Annotated in this window: 11 protein-coding genes, 2 tRNA genes and 1 pseudogene; 9 read left to right on the plus strand and 5 right to left on the minus strand. The window is 61.3% G+C overall.

All coding sequences use genetic code 11. The annotated features are described in order from the left end of the window. Nucleotides 1–450 precede the first annotated feature (450 nt). Nucleotides 451–524 (plus strand) — tRNA-Gly (locus E7813_RS16050). A 196-nt stretch (nucleotides 525–720) separates the two neighbouring features. Here the strand turns inward: E7813_RS16050 and E7813_RS16055 are convergent. After that, a complete protein-coding gene (locus E7813_RS16055; RefSeq protein WP_291575482.1) occupies nucleotides 721–2,604 on the minus strand; it encodes a PAS domain-containing sensor histidine kinase in 1,884 nt (627 codons plus the stop codon). Nucleotides 2,605–2,698: 94 nt separating this feature from the next. Further along, entirely contained in the window at nucleotides 2,699–3,370 is a 672-nt protein-coding gene (locus tag E7813_RS16060; protein WP_291575497.1) for a TetR/AcrR family transcriptional regulator, read from the minus strand. Between the two features lie 210 nt (nucleotides 3,371–3,580). Between E7813_RS16060 and E7813_RS16065 the strand changes: the two genes are divergently transcribed. Both E7813_RS16065 and E7813_RS16070 read left to right on the plus strand, forming a co-directional pair. Then, nucleotides 3,581–4,819, plus strand: a complete 1,239-nt coding sequence (locus E7813_RS16065) for an acyl-CoA dehydrogenase family protein (RefSeq protein ID WP_291575484.1) — start codon at nucleotides 3,581–3,583, stop codon at nucleotides 4,817–4,819. A gap of 46 nt (nucleotides 4,820–4,865) precedes the next feature. Further along, nucleotides 4,866–5,924 (plus strand): phosphotransferase family protein, encoded by a 1,059-nt coding sequence (locus E7813_RS16070; RefSeq protein WP_291575486.1) that lies wholly within the window; start codon nucleotides 4,866–4,868, stop codon nucleotides 5,922–5,924. A gap of 150 nt (nucleotides 5,925–6,074) precedes the next feature. Here the strand turns inward: E7813_RS16070 and E7813_RS16075 are convergent, their stop codons facing one another. Next, on the minus strand, nucleotides 6,075–6,860 hold the full coding sequence (locus E7813_RS16075; RefSeq protein WP_291575488.1) for an SDR family oxidoreductase: 786 nt from the start codon (nucleotides 6,858–6,860) through the stop codon (nucleotides 6,075–6,077). A gap of 140 nt (nucleotides 6,861–7,000) precedes the next feature. Here E7813_RS16075 and E7813_RS16080 point away from each other — a divergent pair, with 140 nt between their 5' ends. Both E7813_RS16080 and E7813_RS16085 read left to right on the plus strand, forming a co-directional pair. Further along, nucleotides 7,001–7,714 carry a histidine phosphatase family protein gene (locus E7813_RS16080; RefSeq protein WP_291575490.1) on the plus strand — a complete coding sequence of 238 codons (714 nt, stop codon included), beginning with the start codon at nucleotides 7,001–7,003 and terminating at the stop codon, nucleotides 7,712–7,714. Between the two features lie 53 nt (nucleotides 7,715–7,767). Continuing rightward, nucleotides 7,768–8,535 carry an SDR family oxidoreductase gene (locus E7813_RS16085; RefSeq protein WP_291575492.1) on the plus strand — a complete coding sequence of 256 codons (768 nt, stop codon included), beginning with the start codon at nucleotides 7,768–7,770 and terminating at the stop codon, nucleotides 8,533–8,535. A 162-nt stretch (nucleotides 8,536–8,697) separates the two neighbouring features. Here E7813_RS16085 and E7813_RS16090 read toward each other — a convergent pair whose 3' ends face one another. Then, the gene (locus tag E7813_RS16090) at nucleotides 8,698–9,921 is read right to left on the minus strand and encodes a serine hydrolase domain-containing protein (protein WP_291575493.1); all 1,224 of its coding nucleotides are present in this window, start codon (nucleotides 9,919–9,921) and stop codon (nucleotides 8,698–8,700) included. A 173-nt stretch (nucleotides 9,922–10,094) separates the two neighbouring features. Between E7813_RS16090 and E7813_RS16095 the strand changes: the two genes are divergently transcribed. From E7813_RS16095 to E7813_RS16110, 4 genes are all read left to right on the plus strand, one after another. Beyond that, a tRNA-Trp gene (locus E7813_RS16095) sits at nucleotides 10,095–10,170 on the plus strand. A 131-nt stretch (nucleotides 10,171–10,301) separates the two neighbouring features. After that, nucleotides 10,302–11,270, plus strand: a complete 969-nt coding sequence (locus E7813_RS16100) for a hypothetical protein (protein ID WP_291575494.1) — start codon at nucleotides 10,302–10,304, stop codon at nucleotides 11,268–11,270. Between the two features lie 281 nt (nucleotides 11,271–11,551). Next, nucleotides 11,552–12,577 (plus strand): hypothetical protein, encoded by a 1,026-nt coding sequence (locus E7813_RS16105; protein ID WP_291575495.1) that lies wholly within the window; start codon nucleotides 11,552–11,554, stop codon nucleotides 12,575–12,577. Between the two features lie 8 nt (nucleotides 12,578–12,585). Next, the gene (locus E7813_RS16110) at nucleotides 12,586–12,957 is read left to right on the plus strand and encodes a hypothetical protein (protein ID WP_291575496.1); all 372 of its coding nucleotides are present in this window, start codon (nucleotides 12,586–12,588) and stop codon (nucleotides 12,955–12,957) included. Here E7813_RS16110 and E7813_RS16115 read toward each other — a convergent pair. After that, nucleotides 12,940–13,590: pseudogene (locus tag E7813_RS16115) on the minus strand (IS5 family transposase); the annotation flags it as partial. The gene E7813_RS16110 and the pseudogene E7813_RS16115 sit on opposite strands and share 18 nt — an antisense overlap.

Genomic DNA, 13,590 nt, shown 5'->3' on the forward strand with positions numbered 1-13,590 from the left:
CGCGGGACTGTGATGGGCCTCACTCAAGATTGGGCGTGCCGAAATGAGCCCCGCGAAACACTCCGGCAACACGAAAGACCGCACTCAAGCAGGGACGACGCATCATCGGCGATTCGATTTTCAAACAGCAGCGTCGTTCGCGCGCTTTTTGTCGCGGTTCGATCTATGCCACGGAGCCACCAAAAAAGACGCGACGGGATTTCCCCGTCGCGTCCCAACTTTTGTAACTCGCTGGTCCAGGCGCTGAGAGCGCCCTGTTGCCGAGCCTTTAAGGGCCTAGCGGGCGATCCCAGCGAGGTGACAGCGCTTGGTAAAAGACACTGGATCACCTCCCTTCGTTGTGTTGATGGAAACCGCAGTATAGGCGGCGAATCGAGCCCTGTTAAGGGCAGGGCGCGGGCGCATGGAGGTTGAGGCCACCAGCGGAGCGTGATAGTGGATCGGCCGCGCGCGGGTGTAGCTCAATGGTAGAGCAGCAGCCTTCCAAGCTGAATACGAGGGTTCGATTCCCTTCACCCGCTCCATGCGCATTTCGTAGGAGTGGAGTAAGCGCGCGGCCAGGACCTAGCGCTAGGTCGATTTGCGCAGCAAATCGGGTGAGGGGGCGCAGCTCTCACGAGAGACCCTAATCCCTCACCCGGCACTACGCGCCGACCTCTCCCTATGGGAGAGGTGGCCGGGCCAGCGGGACAAATCGATCGAACCAAAACTCATCTTGCTTTAGTTGAGGGCAAGTTTCTGCAGCTCGCGGCTCAATTCGTGCAACTGGTAGGGCTTGCGCAGGATCGGAAACTGCAAGCCAATCTCTTTTGTCGACGCGCTGTATCCCGTCACCAGCAGGATGGGGATCTCGGGTTTTTTCCTGCGAATGGTTTTGGCGAGCGCAATCCCGTCCATCTTCCCGGGCATCACGACGTCGCTGAACACGATATCGATGCCGTCCTTTTCCAGTTCGGCGAGCGCGGCCGATGCATTGGTCGCCCAGCGCACGGCGTAGCCGAGTTGCTCAAGCAGGCCCGTGCTGACATTCGCGACCTCGGGATTGTCTTCGACCAGCAGGACGGTCCCGCTGCCCTTCAAGGACACCTGGCCCTTTCCATTCATAGCTTGCGTGGTCGCTTTCGGCAGGCACATGGTGATCGTGGTGCCGCTGCCCAGCACGCTCTTGAGCGCGATGGTTCCTCCGGCCTGGTGCGCAAAGCCATGCACCTGGGACAGGCCCAAACCTGTCCCTTTGCCGACCGCCTTGGTGGTGAAGAACGGATCGAACACCTTTGCGGCGATGTCGTCGGGGATTCCCACGCCGGTATCTTCCACCGATATCGCGACCTGATTTTTGTCCGGCAGGTTTTTCGCAGCTATGGTCAGCGTGCCTCCGTCGGGCATCGCATCGCGGGCGTTGATGACGAGGTTCAGGAGCGCCGTCTCGAATTCGCCGGGATCCACCACGATGTTCCAGACATCGTCGGCGACATCGATCGTCAGCGACACCGCGCTGCCGAGCCCGCTGCTCAGTACATCCCGGAGCGACTCGAGCCGCTCGGACAGCTTGATAGATTGCGGTTGCACGCTTTGCCGCCGGGCGAAGGTGAGCAACTGGCGGGTCAGCGACGCCGCACGCTGGGAAGCGCGGTCGATGGATTGCAGGGCCCGCAGCGCCTTTTCGCCCGCGACCTCTTTGCGGATCGCGTGGATGCTGCCGGAAATGATCATCAGGAGATTGTTGAAGTCGTGGGCGACGCCGCCCGTCAACTGGCCGAGCGCGTCGAATTTCTGCGACTCGGCGAGTTGCCGCTGCATCGCGGACAGCCTCTCTTCGGCCGCTTTGCGTTCGCTGATGTCGCGGGTGATCTTGGCAAAGCCGATCAGCTCGCCGGCGTCGTTGCGGATGGGATCGATGACGACGCTCGCCCAGAAAAACGAGCCGTCCTTGCGAACGCGCCAGCCTTCTTCCTCGTAGTGGCCGGTTTCCACGGCAATGCCGAGGGCCCTGGCGGGCTTTCCCGCGGCCTGGTCGACCGGGGTGTAGAACCGCGAAAAATGCTGGCCGACGATCTCCGCGGCTGAATAGCCCTTGATGCGTTCGCCACCGGCGTTCCAGTTCGCCACAATGCCGTTTGGATCGAGCATGTAGAGGGCATAATCGGTGACGCCGCCGACCAGCGTCTTGAACTGGCTCTCGCTTTTCAAAAGCTCCGTCAGCGCGTTCTGGCGTTCGGTAATGTCGCGGGTGATCTTGGCAAAGCCCACCAGCCTGCGCTTCTCGTAGATGGGATCGATGACCACCGAGGCAAAAAAACGCGTGCCGTCCTTGCGGACGCGCCAGCCCTCGGCAAGGAAATGCTTTTCCTTTCGGGCCGTTTCCAGTGCCTTGCGCGGGCGACCGGCCGCCCGATCCTCGGGCGTGTAGAACCGCGAAAAATGCTGGCCGACGATTTCTTTGGCTTTATAGCCCTTGATGCGTTCGGCGCCCTTGTTCCAGTTGGCGACGTGGCCTTCGGGGTCCAGCATGTAGATCGCGTAATCGGTGATGCCCTCGACGAGGAGACGAAAATTACGCTCGCTCTCATAAAGGTTTCGCTCGAGTTTCTTGCTGCCGGCCATACGCACTCCCGCCCTAACCGGCACAAACGGCTTTGGCGCCAAATGGTTCCAACAGGAGGGGGTTATAAACGATGCAAGCCGGCACGGCCTGGGGTTATCTGGCGTCCCGCGCTGCCAGTCTGGCCGGCGCCTTGTGCTGCGCCTCGCCGCCGGTCAGCGCCAGCACCGACACCGCGACGATGCGCTCGATAATCGCCGGAACGTCGTTGAGATCGCACGATCCTTCCGACAGCTTGGTCAGCCGTTCGCTGTCGCGGATGGTCTGGTGCGCCATCGCGAGGGCAAAATGCAGGCCCCAATAGAGTTCGACCTGGTCGCGGCCGGGCAGCGAGCGGCGCATCGCGGCGGCGAATTTCCGCAAATGGTCGATTTCGCGGTTCTTGATGCGGCGGATCGGCGGCACCGATTCAATCGAGGCGCGGATCATGAAGCGCGCCGCGGCCGAGCGCTCGCGGTCGGGGCCGAGGCAGCCGCGCAGCGTGGGTCCAACCAGCGCGCGCAGGATATCGTCGATGTCGGCGCGGCCGCCGCCGGCCGCTTCCGCCGCCTTCAGTTCGTTGAGCCGCTCGCGGTTGGTCGCAAGGCTGCGGGTGACGAACAATTCGGCGATCAATTCGTCCTTGGAGCCGAAATGGTAATTCACCGCCGCCAGATTGACGCCGGCGGCGGCGACGATGTCGCGCAGCGTGACGTCGGCGAAACCGCGATCGGCATACAACCGTTCGGCGGCGTTGAGGATCGCGGTCCTGGTGTGGTCTGATGGCATTTTGGCCTGCGCGGCATCGTATTGCATTTCAAACGCTTGTATGAAACTATCGTTTGAGCCGGGAAAGTCAATGCGCGGATGCGCGGGGATCCCCGGCCTGGAGCGTGCAGGAGAGGCAGGAACAGTCTCAAAGATTGGCCTTGCGGCCGACCGGCGGCGGGGAGACAGTGCCGCCAAAGATCTATCTCAACACAAAGCGAGGAAAGCCCGATGGACTTCACCATGTCTGACCGTCAGCGCGAATGGCTCAACCGCGTGGAATCGTTCATGCACAAGCATGTCCGGCCCGCGGTGCCGATCTACCAGCAGCAGGACGCCGAGGGCGCGCGCTGGAAGACCATCCCGATCCTGGAAGACCTCAAGAAGAAGGCGCGGGCCGAAGGCCTCTGGAACATGTTCATGCCGCCCTCGTCGCACGAGGACGATGAATTCCGCGGCGCGGGATTGACCAACCTGGAATATGCCCCGCTCGCCGAGCAGATGGGCCACATCGGCTGGGCCTCGGAAGTGTTCAACTGCTCCGCGCCCGATACCGGCAACATGGAAGTGCTGATGCGCTACGGCACCAAGGAGCACAAGAAGAAGTGGCTGCGGCCGCTGATGGACGGCGAAATCCGTTCCGCCTTCCTGATGACCGAGCCCGCGGTGGCGTCATCGGATGCCACCAACATCGAGACCTCGATCACGCGCGACGGCGATCACTACGTGATCAACGGCCGCAAGTGGTGGTCGTCGGGCGTCGGCGATCCCCGCTGCCAGATCCTGATCGTGATGGGCAAGACCGACAAGAGCGCGCCGCGCCACCAGCAGCAGTCGCAGATCCTGGTGCCGCGCGACACCAAGGGCATCACGGTCGAAAAGATGCTGCCGGTGTTCGGCTTCGACGACGCGCCGCACGGCCACGCCCAGGTGTTGCTGGAGAACGTCCGCGTTCCCGCTGGCAACATCCTGCTCGGCGAGGGCAGGGGCTTCGAGATCGCGCAGGGGCGTCTCGGCCCCGGCCGCATCCATCACTGCATGCGCACCATCGGCAAGGCCGAAGAGGCGCTGGAGAAGATGGTCAAGCGGCTGTCGTCGCGCACCGCGTTCGGCAAGAAGATCATCGAATATTCGATCTGGGAGCAGCGTATCGCAGAGGCCCGCACCGACATCGAGATGAACCGGCTGTTGTGCCTCAAGGCCGCCGACATGATGGACAAGGTCGGCAACAAGACCGCGCAGCTCGAGATCGCCATGATCAAGGTGGCCGCACCCAACATGGCGCTGAAGATCATCGATAACGCCATCCAGGCGTTCGGCGCCGCCGGGGTTTCCGACGATGCCGGTCTGGCGCGGGACTATGCCTCGATGCGCACCATGCGTCTGGCCGACGGTCCCGACGAGGTCCACAACCGCGCCATTGCCAGACTTGAACTTCGGAAGTATGCCAACGCTCCCACATCGCATTAAAGGGAGCGTCGAAGGCGCTCCCCAGCAAATCCGAGGGAGCGTCATCGTGGCCGACGGCGTCAGGCGAGACGAGGAATTTTCGGGCACCAAGCCGGTCGAGGAGCGCCATCGCATCGATGAGATGCGCCTCGACGGCTGGATGCGCGATCATGTCGAAGGATACCAGGGACCGCTGACCGTCCTGCAATTCAAGGGCGGCCAGTCGAACCCGACCTACCGGCTCGATACTCCCGGCCGCTCCTATGTGATGCGCCGCAAGCCGTTCGGAAAATTGCTGCCGTCGGCCCATGCGGTCGATCGCGAATTCAAGGTCATCGCTGCCCTCGGCAAGCAGGGCTTTCCGGTTGCGAAGGCCTATGCGCTATGCACCGACGACACGGTGATCGGTGCTGCCTTCTACATCATGTCGATGGAAGAGGGCCGGGTGTTCTGGGACCCGCTGCTTCCGAGCCAGACCCCGGATGCGCGGCGCAAGATTTTCACCAGCAAGATCGAGACGCTGGCGAAGCTCCATCAATTCGATCCGCAGGCCATCGGGCTCGGCGATTTCGGCAGGCCGGGCAATTATTTCGCCCGCCAGGTCGACCGCTGGACCAAGCAATACCGGGCGTCCGAGACCGAGCACATTCCCGAGGTCGAGAAGTTGATCGAGTGGCTGCCGAAGACGGTGCCGCACCAGGAGCGCGTCTCGATCGTGCACGGCGACTACCGGCTCGACAACATGATCTTCCATCCAACCGAGCCGCGGGTGCGGGCGGTGCTCGACTGGGAGCTGTCGACGCTCGGCGATCCGATGGCGGATTTCACCTATCTGTTGATGCAATGGACCATGCCTGGCCTAGCCAACGCCGACCTCAAGGCGCTCAACATTCCGAGCATGGAGGAAGCCGCCAAAATCTATTGCGACGCCACCGGCAGCGCGGTGCCGGATTTGAACTGGTATTTTGCCTACAACCTGTTCCGGCTCGCCGGCATCACGCAAGGAATCGCCGGCCGTATCCGCGACGGCACCGCGGCGAGCGCCAAAGCGATGGAGTCGGCCAAACGCACCGTGCCGCTGGCGCGGGATTCGTGGGCCTATGCGCAGAAGGCCGGGGCGAAGTAAGGGAAGAAGCGCGTATGGTCGCGCCTGCTCATTTTCTCGTCATTCCGGGGCGCGCGCAGCGCGAGCCCGGAATCCGTAACCACGATCGGGAGTATGGATTCCGGGCTCGATGCTTCGCATCGCCCCGGAATGACGGGCGGTAGGCAAACCTTAAATCGGCTTCCCCGCATACGGCATCGACGCCGTCAGGCCGCCATCCACCGGGATCGCCTGGCCGTTGACGTAGGACGCCTCGTCGCTGGCGAGGAACAATCCCATCGCGGCGAGTTCGTGCGGCTGTCCAGCGCGCTTCAAGGGGTTGAGCTGGCCGATCTTGCCGTCGGTGCCGCGCTGTCTGGCGTTGTCGAAGATCGGCTTGGTCATGCCGGTCTCGATCAGGCCGGGACACACCGCATTGATGCGCACGCCGGTGCCGGACAGCGAATAGGCGGTGGTCTGCACCAGGCTGATGACGCCGGCCTTGCTCGCCGCATAAGGATGGCCGCTGGCGCCGGATTTCAGGCCTGCGACCGACGCGGTGCAGACGATCGAGCCGTACTTCTGCCTGGTCATGTGCGGCATCGCGTATTTGATCGCCAGGAACGGTCCGATCAGGTTGATGCGCAGGATCTCCTGCCAGTGTTCGACGGTCTGTTCGGCGATCGGCACCAGGCCGCCGCTGATGCCGGCATTGGCCCAGATCGCATCCAGCCTTCCGTAGGCGGCAACGGCTTTGTCGATGAAAGCGATCACGTCTTTTTCGGAACCCGCATCGGCCATCACGGCCTGCGCGGTGCCCCCGGCCTTCTTCACCTGCTCGACGGTTTCCTTGACGCCCACGGCGCGGTCGACCGCGATCAGCCGGGCGCCTTCCTTGGTGAACAGCAGCGACGCCGCGCGCCCGATGCCGCTGCCCGCGCCGGTGATGATGACGGATTTGCCTTCGAGGCGGCCCATGGGTTTCTCCCTGTTGTCTTATGATTTTAATTCAAGCGCGCGGTTCAAGCGTTTGCCGTCATGCGGAATTCGAGATGTGACTTGAGACGGCGCGCGCTCTCACGTACAGCGACATCGAACAGTATTGAAGGGTCCCTGCGATGTCCAATCCAGTCAAGTCATCCGGCCGCGCCGTGACCACGCGCTGGTGGTGGGTGCGACACGCGCCGGTGCGCGAGGACAATGGCTGCATCTACGGCCAGAAAGACCTCGGCTGCGACACCAGCGACCGCGTGGTGTTCGAGGCGGTCGGGAAGATCCTGCCGCGCGATGCGGTGTGGTACGCAAGCAGCCTGAAGCGGACGCACCAGACCGCGGATGCGATCTGGGCCGCCGGATTTCCCAGGCCACTAGCGATGCTGCGCGAGGCCGCGCTGGCCGAACAGCATCTCGGCGAATGGCAGGGGATGAATCGCGCGGCCTTTCTCGCCACCCGGCCGATCGGCAGCCACTGGTTCGCCGCCATCGACGAACCTGCGCCGGGCGGCGAAAGTTTCATGGACCTCTATAATCGCGTGCGCGGCGCGATCGAACGCATCAACAGCGAACATGCGGGCAAGGACGTGATCGCGGTCGCGCATGGCGGCACCATCAAGGCGGCGATCGGGCTGGCGCTCGGCGACCTGCCGGAGCAGGGCCTTGCCTTCGACATCGACAACTGCTCGGTGACGCGGCTCGATCATTTCGCAAGCCCCGATCGCAGCGTCTGGCGGCTGCCGATGGTCAACCAGCAACCGTGGATGGCCGATGTGTCGCACGCCGCGATGTATCAGCCGGCCGGGCCGGAAGTGGCGACTGCGACCAAACTTGCGTAGGCTGAACCCGAAAATGCAACCGGCGCGTCAGCCGGATCACAGGGGAGTGAGACATGAGCTTGTTCGACATGACCGGGAAAGTCGCCGTCATCACCGGCTCCTCGCGCGGCATCGGCCGCGCCATCGCCGAGCGGATGGCCGAGCATGGCGCCAAGGTGGTGATTTCCTCGCGCAAGCAGCAGGTCTGCGACGAGGTGGCCAAGGCGATCAACGACAAGGCCGGCAAGAAAGTGGCGCTTTCGGTCGCCGCCAACATCTCGACCAAGGACGATCTGAAAAACCTGGTCGAGGAAACCAACCGCGCCTTCGGCAAGATCGACACGCTGGTCTGCAACGCCGCGTCCAATCCGTATTACGGCCCGCAGGCCGGAATTTCCGACGACCAGTTTCGCAAAATCCTCGACAACAACATCGTCGCCAATCACTGGCTGATCGCGCTGGTGGCGCCGCAGATGGTCGAGCGCAAGGACGGCTCGATCACCATCATCTCGTCGATCGGGGGCCTGAAGGGCTCGACCGTGCTCGGCGCCTATGCGATCTCAAAGGCCGCCGACATGCAGCTCGCGCGCAATCTCGCCTGCGAGTACGGCAAGCACAACATCCGCGTCAACTGCATCGCGCCCGGCCTGATCAAGACCGATTTTGCCAAGGCCTTGTGGGACAATCCCGAGACCTTGAAAGCCTCCACCGCGCGCTCGCCGCTGTTGCGGATCGGCGAGCCGGACGAAATCGCGGGTGCGGCGGTGTTCCTGGCCTCGCCCGCCGGCACGTTCATGACGGGGCAGACCATCGTGATCGATGGCGGCGCGACGATCAGTTGAGAGCAAGTCTTTGTCATCGTCCGCCACCGGGTCGGCGCAATGCGCCGCCCGAGGCTCCGGCGGACGATCCAGTAAACGCAGCCGTCTCGATTCCAGGAGATGTCACGGCGTACTCGATGCCCCGCCTTCGCGGAGCATGACGGCGGAACTATGCGCCGCGCTTCACTCCACCGCGGCGTAGACCAGGCTCCGCAGCAGCGAGCGGATATATTGGCGCTGGCCGGGGCCCTGCATCATGAACACGGCGAACATCTCTTCGGCGGGATCGATCCAGAAGAACGTGCCGGCCATTCCGCTCCAGAAGAACTGACCGACCGAGCCGGGGAAGGGCGCGATGCCCGGATCGGTGCGGACCGCAAAGCCGAGGCCGAAGCCGTGACCGGGCGGCATCAGGGGGGATTCCACCTTGACCCCGGGGCCGAGATGGTTGGACGCCATCAACTGCAGGGTCTTGCGGCCGATCAGCCTGACGCCGTCGAGCGTGCCGCCGTTGAGCAGCATCTGGCAGAACCGCGCGTAGTCCATCGTGGTCGAGACCAGGCCGCCGCCGCCGGATTCCATCACCGGCTTTTCCAGCATGTTGAAGAGCTGCACCTTGGCGCCGGTCCACGGATCGGTTGCGAACGGCTCGGCGAGCCGGCCGGCGTTCTCTTCGCCCGTGTGAAACGCGGTCTCGGCCATCTGCAGCGGCGCCAGGATGCGCTCGGTCAGGAACGCGCCCAGGGTCTTGCCGGAGACGACTTCGATGATGCGGCCGAGGATGTCGGTGGAGCGGCTGTAGTTCCATTCCGCGCCGGGCTGGCACTTCAGCGGCAGGCTCGCGACCATCGCGGCGTGCTCGGCATTGCTAATCTTGCGGCTGCGCAGCCGCGACTGCTGATAGAGCTGCTGCACCAGGCCGTTACCGGTATGATCGTAGGTGATGCCTGAGGTGTGCCGCAACAAATCCTGAACCGTCATCGGACGCTGCAGCGGCACCAGGTCAAGCTTGCCGTTGTTCTCGACGCCAACTTTCTGGTCGGCGAATTCCGGAATGAATTTGGCGACGGGCTCGTCGAGCGTGAAATGACCGTCTTCCAGCAGCATCATGATGCCGACCGAGACGATCGGCTTGGTCATCGAGAAGATGCGGAAGACGGTGTCGCGCGCCATCGGCGCGGAGGCTTCCGGGCTCTGCCTTCCCAGCGCCTCGAACCAGCCGATCTGGCCGCGCCGGGCCACCATCACGGTAGCACCAGGCAGGGTTCCCTTGTCGATCTCGCGCTTGAACGCGTCCGACAGGCGCTGCAATCGCAAAGGCGCGAGCCCGAGTGTTTCAGGCCTGGCTTGCGGAAGCGGCGGGGTTTGCGGGGCGGCGGGGTGCCTGGCGGCGGCCTGCGGGGTCATGATCTCTCCCTTGCTCTTGTTGCTGGCTGGTTTGACGGCAAGTCTGACCCAGAATGCCCCGATTGAACAGGCCGTTAATGGCTTCGCCCTTGCAGTTGACGGCTTCGCCCTTGCAATCCGGACGCCCCCTATGCTTGAAACGGCGCGGATCGGCGGCGACGCCGGGGTCCCACAGGAGTGTAGCTCAATTGGTAGAGCACCGGTCTCCAAAACCGGGGGTCGCAGGTTCGAGCCCTGCCACTCCTGCCAGCTAAAGTGCTGAAACTACTTGAAATGTTCGTTCGCGCCCCACAGCGGACCTTGGCCGCGCCAGCCGCTCGTAGTCGTCTCCACCCTTATCGTCGCTAGCCAATAGCCTTAAATCGCAGTTTAATGCTTGCATGAGAAGCTCAATCGCGATTGTTGGAGTCAACGACGGCCTAGTGCGCGGTAAGATAGAGGCCAGGTATTTTTTGCCGCCGTTTCAGAACGAGCTCCTGGCCCGCGGCATCGCCGTAAGCCATTGCTCATTTCGCGACTTCATTTTGTCCGATCGGCGTCCAGACGCTGCCGTGTTTCTTTATAGCGAGGGCCACGCTGAGCGGACATCAACTTGGGAAATGATCGACGTCGCGGCCAAGACGGCTCAGTCGCGAAAGGTCCCGGTCGTGCAGGACCCTTCGATAGGACGTATTGTGGCAAACAAGAAGCGGACGAATCGCGCCTTCGTCGAATGTGGCGTCGCGACACCGCGCATGGTCTCACAAAGCGTCGCGGCGTTCAGGGTTTTTTCAAACGAAATTGCAGGCACCCAGGCTCCGACGAGCGTCGTCGAAGCTGGTCGTTCCCTCGATCAAAAACGATACAATACCGAGTTAATCGATACGGTTCATGAGCACCGAGGCCAGCGCTATTTCGTCGTGTTGCGCGTCATGGCTGTCGGCCCGCATTGCATTTCCATCTACTTGCGCCTGCGGCCGGTCGAACAAGGAAGCGCCTCGGTTCACAGCACCGATACGCCGCTCGATGCCGGACTGTGGAATACGATGTACGAACGGCTTGTCACCCCACAAGCCGAGAAAATCCGCGTCATTTGCAGGCAGATATCAGACGGCTTGGGCTTTGCGTTCTATTCGCACGATATTCTGCCGGAGCGAGATACGGGGCGACTGCTGGTCTGCGAAACCGGATTCAAATTCAACGATAGTTCGACCCGGTCCCATATGATGCCGCTACGCGGTCAACTCGTGTTCGACGACTTCCTTTCTGACATCCTTCCAAGGAAGTCGGCGGAAGCCTTTGCTATCGAGTTGCCTAAGATCATACGGCGAAGGGCCGAACACAACAGAGGGTCAGCGGGCCACATTTGAGGCCACATCAATCCCAGGATATCCGCCGTGATGTCCTGCCGGTCCGACTGAAAAGGCGCGGCAAGGCGCAGGTGCGCTACTTGCCGGCTGCACCGGCAGCCGTGGTAAGCTGAACCTCCGCGACCAGGCAGTCCTTTGCACCACGACACTTCTGCATACCGCAAGGGCCTTGTGCAGCAATGCCTTTTCCGAATCTGAGAGCGAAGAATAGGTATTCTGCAATCAGTATGGGTCGATTGATAGCGCGTGATATTCCTTTTCGTCGCTGGAATACTCGACATATGTTGAACGATTTCCAGTCGCATGTTCGTGGTGGAACGTTGGGCTCAAAGAACAAGGTGATGCAGTTGGGACTATCCATCGCAGTCGTTGGCGCAGTCGACGGAAAAGGTCGCGGCAAGATGACTTACGATTATTTCTTGCCGCCCTTCGAACGCACTCTTGCGGCCCTTGATTGCAAGGTTCGACATTATTCTTATGGCGAATTTATCTTTTCGCGCCACAGGGACGATGCTGCAATTCTGCTTTATAGCGAGGTGCGTTCCCAAAAGAATCCGGCATTTCTGCAAACTATCGAAGATGCTGAGGTCGCCGCTCGCGCGCGGAATACACTTTTGGTCAACGCTCCCGCAATTGGGAGATTGATTGCCGACAAGTCATCAACAAACGGAGTTCTGGCAGCCGGCGGCATTGATGTACCCGTTCGCGTGCCGACTGCTACTTTGCATGCACCCTTCAAGGTGTTTTCAAACGAAAACATCGGCTCCAGCGCTCCCGTGCAGGTTCTGGATCCGGGCGCCCCGCTTGACGCCAGCAGATACAACACAGAGTGGATTGATACCCGGCACGACCACAACGGACGACTTTATTACGTCTCGTTGCGGGTGATGGCGGCGGGAAGCCAATGCGTTTCGGTCTGGGTCAGAATGCGTCCCGTGGAGGATGGAAATCCGGCGGTGCACAACACGGATACTACGCTCGATGCGTCCCTCTGGAACAGTCTGTATCGACGCATTGTAGTGCCCCAGTTGGGCGCGATCCAAAACCTATGCGAGAAAATTGCGAATGTTCTGGGGCTCGGTTTTTTTTCACACGATATCCTGCCGGAGCAACACAGTTCTCGCCTGCTTGTCTGCGAGACCGGCTTCAAATTCGACGCTGGTGCCTATCGGCCACATCTAATGCCCCTGTTCCGACAACTGATTGTAAATGATTTTTTGTCTGATTCCCTCCCAAAGCGATCTGCCGAGTGCTTTGTCAACGAGTTAGTCAAGCACTTGAACAAGGCGCGCCAAGAGCGTCGGTGAATTGGCACATGGGAATATCTATAGCGTTCGTTGGCGTAAGCGACCGTTTAGGTCGCGGCAAGATGACCTATAATTATTTTTTGCCGCCATTTGAAAAAAAACCTCGCGGGGTTAGACGTCCAGCTTCGTCACTACTCCTAATCGCGATTTCATACTTTTTGGTCGGGAACACGATGCTGCTATCTTGCTGTATGGGTGAGGTGCAGGCCAGAAAAGACCTGCAGTGGTGGAATACGTTGGTCGAGGCGGAACGCGCCGCGAAAAAACGCGGCACCGCCATCGCGGTTCATTCCCCTGAGATCGGTCGCATCATCGCCGACAAGACCTTGACCAACGACGCTCTAAGAGTCCGTTCGGAGACTTCAGGCCGGATTGCATAGTTTTCATGAGGCGGATTGATGCGAGGCGCAAGAACGCGAGCGCCTTTCGGTTGAGATTCTCCCAATCCCTGGCGAGCCTTCGGCAGCGATTGAGCCACGCAATAGTGCGTTCAACGATCCAGCGTTTGGGCAACACCACAAATCCGCTGACCTGATCGGAACGTTTGACGATTTCAATGTCGAGATGCGGCAGAACTTTTGCAAGCGCTTTCGCAAATTTCGGTCCTTAATATCCGCTGTCGGCGAAGAGCGTCTTCAAAAAGGGAAACATCCCGAACAGTGTCGCCATGACGAGAACGCCTCCGTCGCGATCTTGAATGTCGGGCCGGATGAACGATGGCATGGAGCAGGAGGCCTAATGTGTCGACAAGAATGTGCCGCTTCTTGCCCGCATCGTACCCGTGCGGATCAATGCACGCCCCCCTTTTTCCGAGCTTTTCACGCTCTGGCTGTCGATGATGGCGGCGGTCGGACTGGCTTCCCGCTGCGCTCGTTCGCGACACTGCTCATAAAGCGCGTAGTGGATTCGTTCCAATGTGCCGTCATATGTCCACAGATCGAAGTAGTCGTAGACCGAGCTTTTCGGCGGCAGGTCTTTCGGGATCGCGCGCCACTGACAGCCGGTCGAGAGAA

The organism is Bradyrhizobium sp. (assembly GCF_004799405.1).
GTDB lineage: Bacteria > Pseudomonadota > Alphaproteobacteria > Rhizobiales > Xanthobacteraceae > Bradyrhizobium.

Bases quoted from the DNA above. Each gene is read 5' to 3' on its own strand.
- E7813_RS16055 (WP_291575482.1), bottom strand. From the start codon at position 2,604: ATGGCCGGCAGCAAGAAACTCGAGCGAAACCTTTATGAGAGCGAGCGT.
- E7813_RS16060 (WP_291575497.1), bottom strand. From the start codon at position 3,370: ATGCCATCAGACCACACCAGGACCGCGATCCTCAACGCCGCCGAACGG.
- E7813_RS16065 (WP_291575484.1), top strand. From the start codon at position 3,581: ATGGACTTCACCATGTCTGACCGTCAGCGCGAATGGCTCAACCGCGTG.
- E7813_RS16075 (WP_291575488.1), bottom strand. From the start codon at position 6,860: ATGGGCCGCCTCGAAGGCAAATCCGTCATCATCACCGGCGCGGGCAGC.
- E7813_RS16080 (WP_291575490.1), top strand. From the start codon at position 7,001: ATGTCCAATCCAGTCAAGTCATCCGGCCGCGCCGTGACCACGCGCTGG.
- E7813_RS16085 (WP_291575492.1), top strand. From the start codon at position 7,768: ATGAGCTTGTTCGACATGACCGGGAAAGTCGCCGTCATCACCGGCTCC.
- E7813_RS16090 (WP_291575493.1), bottom strand. From the start codon at position 9,921: ATGACCCCGCAGGCCGCCGCCAGGCACCCCGCCGCCCCGCAAACCCCG.
- E7813_RS16100 (WP_291575494.1), top strand. From the start codon at position 10,302: ATGAGAAGCTCAATCGCGATTGTTGGAGTCAACGACGGCCTAGTGCGC.
- E7813_RS16105 (WP_291575495.1), top strand. From the start codon at position 11,552: ATGTTGAACGATTTCCAGTCGCATGTTCGTGGTGGAACGTTGGGCTCA.
- E7813_RS16110 (WP_291575496.1), top strand. From the start codon at position 12,586: ATGGGAATATCTATAGCGTTCGTTGGCGTAAGCGACCGTTTAGGTCGC.